Origin of the sequence: Saliniramus sp. (assembly GCF_035311605.1) — a bacterium.
Lineage (GTDB): Bacteria > Pseudomonadota > Alphaproteobacteria > Rhizobiales > Beijerinckiaceae > Saliniramus.
This window is the reverse complement of record NZ_DATGCW010000372.1, coordinates 1-7,778: the sequence shown is the minus strand read 5'-3', so window position 1 is coordinate 7,778 and position 7,778 is coordinate 1. Positions and strand designations below refer to the sequence as shown.

Sequence of the window (7,778 nt, the reverse complement as noted above, 5' to 3'; positions counted from 1 at the left end):
CCAGGTGGTCATGCCACAGGGGGCAATTGGTTGCTCCCGGCGAACCGGCTCGGTTCTGGAAGCTACGCCAGACACGGGCCGTCACCCGCGGGTCGTGCTTCGCTCCGCTACGCTACACTGCGCACGACCCGCAGCGCACATCCCAGAAACCGTAAGGGGAAAGGTACAGGGGGGCGGCGAACCCTCGACGATCACCGATCCTCACATGGTCGGCAGCTTGTAGTCCGCATAACGCTCACGCAGGGTCAGCTTCTGGATCTTGCCGGTGGCCGTATGGGGGATCTCCTCAAGGAAGATGATATCGTCGGGGAGTTGCCACTTGGCGATACGCTGCGCCATGTGCGCGAGGATGCTCTCCTTGTCCGGCTCGCGCCCGGGCCTGGGCACCACGATCAGCAACGGGCGCTCGTCCCATTTCGGATGGCGCACGCCGATCACGGCCGCCTCCGCCACATCCGGGTGACCGACGGCGATGTTCTCCAGATCGATCGATGAAATCCACTCGCCACCGGATTTGATCACGTCCTTGGAGCGGTCGACGATCTGCATGTTGCCGTGCTGGTCGATCGTCGCGACGTCGCCGGTATCGAAGAAGCCGTCGTTGTCACAGATCACGTCGTCGCGGTTATAATACGATCGTGCCACCGCCGGGCCGCGCACCATCAGCTTGCCGAAGGCCACTCCGTCCCAGGGCAGTTCGCGCCCGTCATCATCGACGATCTTCATCTCGACGCCAAACGGCGGGAAGCCGACCTTCTCCTTCAGATCGAGCCAGGTTTCGCCATCGACTTCGCCGTAATCGGGCTTGAGCGTGCAAACGGAGCCGAGCGGGCTCATCTCGGTCATCCCCCAGGCATGCACTACCTCGACATCATAGACGTCGCGGAAGGTTTTGGTGACCGCGCGCGGACAGGCCGAGCCGCCGATCACCACGCGCTGCAGATCGGGCAGTGCCGTGCCGCTGGCCTCGAGATGCTGAAGCAGCGAGAACCAGATCGTGGGTACGGCCGCCGAGATCGTCACCTTTTCCTCGACGAGGAGTTCGGCGAGCGAGGCACCGTCCAGCTTGGGGCCGGGGAGGACGAGTGCCGCGCCGGCCATGGGCGCCGAGAAGGCGAAGGACCAGCCATTGGCGTGGAACAGAGGCACCACGGGCATGGCCGTATCGCGCGCCGACAGGCCGAGATAATCAACGCCGTTCACGGTCAGGGAATGCAGCACGTTGGAGCGGTGCGAATAGACGACGCCCTTGGGGTTACCCGTCGTGCCGGAGGTATAGCACATGCCCGCAGCTGTGTTCTCGTCGAAGCTCTTCCAGCTAAAATCGTCATCGACCTCGGCGATGTAATCCTCATAGGCGATGGCGTTCTTCAGCGTGGTCTGCGGCATGTTGGCCGCATCGGTGAGGATGACGAAGCGCTCGACGCTCTCCAGCCGGTCGGCCAGCTTCTCCACCAGCGATACGAAGCTGAGATCAAGCAACAGGATGCGATCCGCCGCATGGTTAATGATGTAGATGATCTGGTCGTCGAACAGGCGCGGATTGACCGTGTGGTAGATCGCGCCAATCCCGGTAATGCCATACCAGCTCTCCAGATGCCGCCAGGTGTTCCAGGCGAGAGTCCCGACCCGGTCGCCGAGGCCGATTCCATCCTTCTCCAGCCGCTTGGCCAGTTGAAGCGAGCGACTGCGCACCTCCTTGTAGGTGGTGCGATGGATCGGGCCCTCGACGGAGCGCGATATCACGGGGCGATCCGGGTGCTGGATGGCGGCGTGGTCGATGACGCGATGAATCAGCAGGGGCCAGTCCTGCATCAGGCCGAGCATGGCGTTCTCTCCGTTTTTGTCCGCCGGGCGGATTCTTGGATTGGTGAAGCGTCGAACGGTGTAGCACAGGTTACGCGCAGACGCCGCAGAGGCCAATGCCGTTCCCACACGCAACGACACGGAATTGCCCCCTCTGATTGCTTTATGTAATAAAACATTCCATATTATTGTAATTGAATTCAAAAGTGTAAGGTTCTTTGCTTTTGGACGTTTTACACAAATTTAAAACCGGCATGTTTCAATCTTCCCCCAGTCGCCTGAGGATGGAAACGTGTCTCGCATCGCCTTCCTGCTTGTCTTCGCCCTGCTGACGCTTGCTGCGCCGCTGGCGCTGATCGCCGGGCCCAAAGACATGGGCGAGGGCGTCGCGGTGGTGTTCGCACCCTGGATCGACGAAGCGACAGCGATGAGTCGGGTCGGCGAAGCCGGCGGTGCAGTGATCCGTGCTGGCAATCTCGGCTTCATCAGCGTCGCCATGCCCGCTTCTCCCGAATTCGCCGACGATATTCGCAAGGCCGGCGCCTGGCTCCTGCTCGACCCGCAGGTGGTCGGTGGATGCCTGACGGAAATCAACTCATGACCGCGCCTGCTCTTGTATTTTAAGGAAACCGAAATGACTGATGTCACAACCCTGCGGACGGCTACGGCAAGGCTGCTTTCCGCGTTGATGGTCATCCATGTTCTCGTCGTCGCCGCCGTCGCATCCTTTTTCGGCGGCGATATCATGATGAAGTCGTTACTCGCCCTTGCCGTGGCTGCGCCGGGCGTGCTGCTGACGCTGAAGCGTCCCGAGGATGTGGCCACCCGCTTTGCCATTGCCATCGGCCTCGTCGCCCAGGTCTCGCTCCTCGTCTTCGCCATGAGCGGTCATCCCTGGCAGCTCGATGTGCACATGTACTATTTCGCCGTTCTGGCCATGCTCGCCGGTTTCTGTGACTGGCGCGTGATCGTGGCGGCAGCCGGTGTGACCGCCGTGCACCATCTCAGCTTCAACTTCATCCTGCCGGCTGCGATCTTCCCCGGTGGCGCAAGCCTTACGCGCGTGATGATCCATGCGGTGATCGTGGTACTGGAGACCGCCGTCCTGGCCTGGGTCGTGATCACGCTCGCACGCATGATGGAACTGTCGCGTGCAGGAGTCGAGGCTGCCGAGGAAGCGCGGCGCAAGGATGTCGAACTCGCCGAGATCCGCGCGCAGGAAGCCGAGAAGGTCAGTGCCCGCGCCGCAACAGTCGATCGCCTCGCGGCGGATTTCGAGAACGAGATCCGCCTTGCACTCGCCACGCTCGACGAAGCCTTCAACGCCATGCGCGCCAAGGCCGATGCCCTCGAAGCCATCGCCGCGAAGACAGGCTCCGGCGTGTCCGACGTGCTTACGAGCTCGGAACGCACCACGGCAAATATCCAGAACGTCGCGGCTTCGGGCGAGGAGCTCGCCGCCTCGATCGCGGAGATCGGTCGTTCGGCCACGCAATCCTCCGATATCGCCCGCCGGGCTGTCGAGGGCGCTCGCCGCACGGACGGCCAGGTGCAGACACTCTCCGATTCCGCACGCAGCATCGGTGAGGTGGTCGATCTGATCCGCTCCATCGCCGAGCAGACCAACCTGCTGGCACTGAATGCCACCATCGAGGCCGCGCGTGCCGGTGAGGCCGGCAAGGGCTTTGCCGTTGTGGCACAGGAGGTCAAGACGCTCGCCTCGCAGACGGCCAAGGCGACCGAGGATATCGCCTCAAAGGTTGCGGAGATGCAGGCGGCGACCAAGGATTCGGTCACATCCATTCAGGATATCACCACCACCATTGACGAAATGAGTGAGCTCGCCTCCAGCATCGCCTCCGCCGTGACCCAGCAATCGGCGGCGACCCAGGAAATCGCTTCGAACGTGCAGGAAGCGGCGAATGGCGCCAAGGTCGTGAACGAGACCGTGGACGTGGTCGGGACGCTCTCGGGCGAGACCAACGAGGCCTCGGGCGACATCATTTCGGCGACGCAGGCTCTGGCGCAGGAGGCGCAGAAAATTCGTGAGAGGGTGGACGGGTTCTGCGCCTCGGTGCGCGCAGCCTGAGGCCGCGCGCACCGATCCAAACATGCCGCCGTGACAAGCGAGCCCTCGCGCGATTTGCGCGAGGGTTTTTATGTTGAATTTCGACTTTTGCGCAACCTTTGATGCGAAAATTGCAGAGCTGTGCTTTCATCATGGTAAATACGCACTGACATGCGCCAGGACAACTCAGGGCGCGGGGAAAAGCCCATCGGTGCGCCCGGTCAGACGATAGGCGACGAGCCCGACATATTCGTGCATCGCAAGGTCAAGCCGACGCAGGCCTTCGGAGATCTTGGAAAAGCCCCGCAAGCTTCCCTCATGGCCCATGGTTCGGAAATCCACCGGATAGGGCACGACCACGAAACCCGCCTCGCGGAACACGCCGACGGAGCGGGGCATGTGGAAGGCGGAGGTGACCAGCAGCCAGGTCTCGCCCGCCTGCGGCTGCGCCATGTCCCGCGAGAACAAGGCATTTTCATGCGTATTGCGTGAGCGCTCCTCGATCAGGATGCGGGCGGGATCGAGGCCGAGGCTCTCCAGCATCAGAGCGCCGGCGCGTGCTTCGCTGTTATCGCTTCCCGTGAGCGCACCGCTCCCGCCGGAAATCAGTATTCGGGCATCAGGAAAGCGCCGGGCGAGTGCGCTCCCGACAACCAGCCTCTCGGCTGATTCGTTGAGGACGGGCTGGCCGAGGTCGATACTCGCATCCGGATCCTGCGATCCGCCGAGGATGACGATGCCGTCAATCGCGCCGGTGAGCGGTTCGGCGATCGGAAAGCGTGCTTCGAGCGTGCGCAGGAAAAGGTTCGACAGCGGCGTCATGCCGAAGACGAACAGCCCGGCACAGGCGATTCCGGCAAGGACGAGTCCGCTGCGACGGAGCCGCGTCAGCGCCGCCAGCAGCAGGCCGAGAGCGATCAGCAACACGAGCAGATTGGACGGCGCCAGAAGGAACCAGATGACCTTCGAGAGGACGAAGAACATGCCATGTCCCTCCGGATATCGCGCGCCCGATACCGCGACAGATCGCCATCCGTGACCGATCGGCGATCGCTGTCGCCCGACACAAAAAGCCCCGGACGAGACGCCCGGGGCCGGATCAGCCGGGAGCCATCGGGCACATCGCCCGACAAGGCTTATTTCTTGCTGAAGCCGAGATTGCCAAAGCGCGAATTGAAGCGCGAGACGCGCCCGCCACGGTCGAGCAGCTGCTGGTTGCCGCCGGTCCAGGCCGGATGCGTCTTGGGGTCGATTTCGAGGGTCATGGTGTCGCCCTCCTTGCCCCAGGTCGAGCGGGTTTGATACTCGGTCCCGTCGGTCATCACCACCTTGATGAAGTGATAATCCGGATGGGCTGTCGCTTCCTTGCGTGCCATAGCTTTAACCTCATGATGCCGTTCCGGCGGATTTTTGTGGCCGCCGGAGGCCCGTGGCGATATGTCGAGCCTGTCGAGAAGATCGCGGCGCTATAACCCAGACGGGACGGCAATTCAAGCACAGCCTGCGCGAATCGCGCATATGAGGGAACCGAGTATCCAGACGATGTCGCAACAGCCAAAAAATCCAGAACGGAATGTCTCGAAGGAGGGGCGCCCGAAAGACAGACTTGCGCGCGCCAATCTGGCGGCCCTGCGCCCACTTCTGGGTTTTGCTCTGCACTACAAGGGGCGGATCGCCGCTGCCATGGGCGCACTCGTCATTGCCTCCATGGCGACGCTGGCCGTGCCGCTGGCAGTGCGCCGCGTGATCGATTTCGGATTCGGCCAGGACCGCGCCGAGCTCGTCTCGGCCTATTTCGGCATGCTGATCCTCGTCGTGGCCCTGCTCGCCCTCGGCAGCGCGCTGCGTTATTACTTCGTCATCACCCTGGGCGAGCGCGTCGTCGCGGATGTGCGTGCTGCGGTCTTTGCCCGGCTGACCAGCCTTGACCCGGCCTTCTTCGATGCTGCGAAAGCGGGTGAGCTGACCTCGCGGCTCACCGCCGACACCACCCAGATCAAGAGTGCATTCGGCGCCAGCATCTCGATCGCACTGCGCAACGTGGTGCTGCTGATCGGCGCTGTCGCATTGATGGTCTGGACGAGCCCGACGCTTTCCTCCCTCGTCGTCTTCGCTCTGCCCTTCATCGTGCTGCCGCTGGTCTTGTCCGGCCGCAAGGTGCGAAAGCGCTCGCGCATCGCACAGGATCGGCTCGCCGATGCCTCGGCCTATGCCTCGGAAGCGGTGGGTGCCGTGCGCACCATGCAGGCTTTCGGCATGGAGGGCGAAACCGCCCGGCGCTTTGCCCGCGCGGCGGAAGACGCGTTCGATGCCGCGCGCACCTCGACACAGGCACGCGCCTTCCTCACCGGGACGATCATCTTCCTCGTCTCCTCGAGCGTGGTGCTGATCCTCTGGTACGGCGCGCAGGGCGTGATGCGTGGTGATCTCAGCGCCGGCGAACTCAGCCAGTTCGTGCTCTATGCCGTCTTCGCCGCCAGCGCCATGGGCCAGCTCTCGGAAGTCTATGGCGAGCTCGCCCAGGCGGCGGGCTCCGCCGAGCGGCTCGGCGAAATCCTCGAAACGCTGCCCAATGTGGCCACGCCGGAAAATCCCCAGCCGCTGCCTGAGCCGCCGGTCGGCTCGCTGGCTCTGACCGGCGTGCATTTCGCCTATCCCAACCGCAGCGACATTATCGCCCTCGACGGGATTGATTTCGCGCTGAAACCGGGCGAGCGCGTGGCTCTCGTGGGCCCTTCCGGCTCAGGCAAGAGCACGGTGCTGCAATTGCTGCTGCGCTTCTACGATCCGCAACAGGGCCGCATCCTGATCGACGGCGTGCCGGCCCATCGCGCCGATCCGGCAGTCCTGCGCCAGCGAATCGCTCTGGTGCCGCAGGAGGCGACGATCTTCGGGGCGAGCGTGCGCGACAATATACGCTACGGCCAGCCGGATGCCGATGACGCAGCCGTGCGCAACGCCGCCGAGCAGGCCAGCGCCCACGGTTTCATCATGGAAATGCCGCAGGGCTACGACACCTTGATCGGCGAGCGTGGGGTGACGCTGTCAGGCGGCCAGCGCCAGCGCATCGCCATCGCCCGCGCCATCCTCAAGGACGCGCCCATCCTTCTCCTCGACGAGGCAACGAGCGCGCTCGATGCCGAGAGCGAGCACGCGGTGCAGGAAGCGCTCGATCATCTGATGCAGGGGCGCACCACGCTGGTCATCGCCCACCGCCTCGCCACCGTACGCTCAGCGGATCGGATCCTGGTGATGGATGGCGGGCGCATCGTCGAGAGCGGCGATCACGAAAGCCTGATCAAGCGCGGGGGCCTCTATGCGAGGCTGGCGCGCCTGCAATTCGCCGACAGTGATGCAGCCCGGGCCGAGGCCGCGCAATAAAACGAGACGGGGCTGCGCACGCATTCGGCGCGCTTCGGCGCAATCCGGATTGCCGGGTTGCGGGCTCAACTTCGCTGGTCTGCGGTGCTACATCCATTCCACGGTTTCAATGCCGCATGGGCGGCACAGCTACGGAGACACACAATGGATCTCGGCCTCAAGGGCAAGCGCGCCCTCGTTCTCTCCTCCAGTCGCGGCCTCGGCAAGGCCTCGGCGGAATCGCTCGCGGCGGAAGGCGCGGAGATTTTCATGACCGCCCGCTCCGCCGACAAGCTGGAGGAAACCGTCAAGGCGATCAAGGCGAAGGGCGGCAAGGCGCACGCATACGCCGCCGATCTCACCAAGGATACCGACAAGATCTATGAGGCCGCCGTCGCCGCCATGGGCGGTGTCGATATCCTCATCGCCAATACCGGTGGCCCCCCGGCCCGCGTCGCCGCAGAAGTCGAGCCCGAGGACTGGACGCCCCAGTTCGAGGCCATGGTGAAGCCTGTCTTCCGCCTTGCCCAGCTCGCCCTTCCAG

The 7,778-nt window shown here is 63.7% G+C and carries 7 protein-coding genes; 4 read left to right on the top strand and 3 right to left on the bottom strand.

Annotated elements, in window-relative coordinates:
- Window positions 1–201: 201 nt before the first annotated feature.
- On the bottom strand, window positions 202–1,827 hold the full coding sequence (locus VKP01_RS16500; RefSeq protein WP_324414239.1) for a long-chain-fatty-acid--CoA ligase: 1,626 nt from the start codon (window positions 1,825–1,827) through the stop codon (window positions 202–204).
- Between the two features lie 271 nt (window positions 1,828–2,098).
- Between VKP01_RS16500 and VKP01_RS16495 the strand changes: the two genes are divergently transcribed.
- Window positions 2,099–2,407: a hypothetical protein gene (locus VKP01_RS16495; RefSeq protein WP_324414238.1), complete on the top strand. Its 309-nt coding sequence runs from the start codon at window positions 2,099–2,101 to the stop codon at window positions 2,405–2,407.
- A 33-nt stretch (window positions 2,408–2,440) separates the two neighbouring features.
- Window positions 2,441–3,895 carry a methyl-accepting chemotaxis protein gene (locus VKP01_RS16490; RefSeq protein ID WP_324414236.1) on the top strand — a complete coding sequence of 485 codons (1,455 nt, stop codon included), beginning with the start codon at window positions 2,441–2,443 and terminating at the stop codon, window positions 3,893–3,895.
- Window positions 3,896–4,060: 165 nt separating this feature from the next.
- Here the strand turns inward: VKP01_RS16490 and VKP01_RS16485 are convergent, their stop codons facing one another.
- Together VKP01_RS16485 and rpmE are read right to left on the bottom strand one after the other, a co-directional pair.
- Window positions 4,061–4,858 carry a YdcF family protein gene (locus VKP01_RS16485; RefSeq protein WP_324414234.1) on the bottom strand — a complete coding sequence of 266 codons (798 nt, stop codon included), beginning with the start codon at window positions 4,856–4,858 and terminating at the stop codon, window positions 4,061–4,063.
- A gap of 152 nt (window positions 4,859–5,010) precedes the next feature.
- On the bottom strand, window positions 5,011–5,250 hold the full coding sequence (rpmE, locus tag VKP01_RS16480) for a 50S ribosomal protein L31 (RefSeq protein ID WP_324414232.1): 240 nt from the start codon (window positions 5,248–5,250) through the stop codon (window positions 5,011–5,013).
- Between the two features lie 166 nt (window positions 5,251–5,416).
- Between rpmE and VKP01_RS16475 the strand changes: the two genes are divergently transcribed.
- A complete protein-coding gene (locus VKP01_RS16475) occupies window positions 5,417–7,255 on the top strand; it encodes an ABC transporter transmembrane domain-containing protein (RefSeq protein ID WP_324414230.1) in 1,839 nt (612 codons plus the stop codon).
- 144 nt (window positions 7,256–7,399) lie between these two features.
- On the top strand, window positions 7,400–7,778 hold a 379-nt coding region (locus VKP01_RS16470), incomplete at its 3' end, for an SDR family NAD(P)-dependent oxidoreductase (protein WP_324414228.1).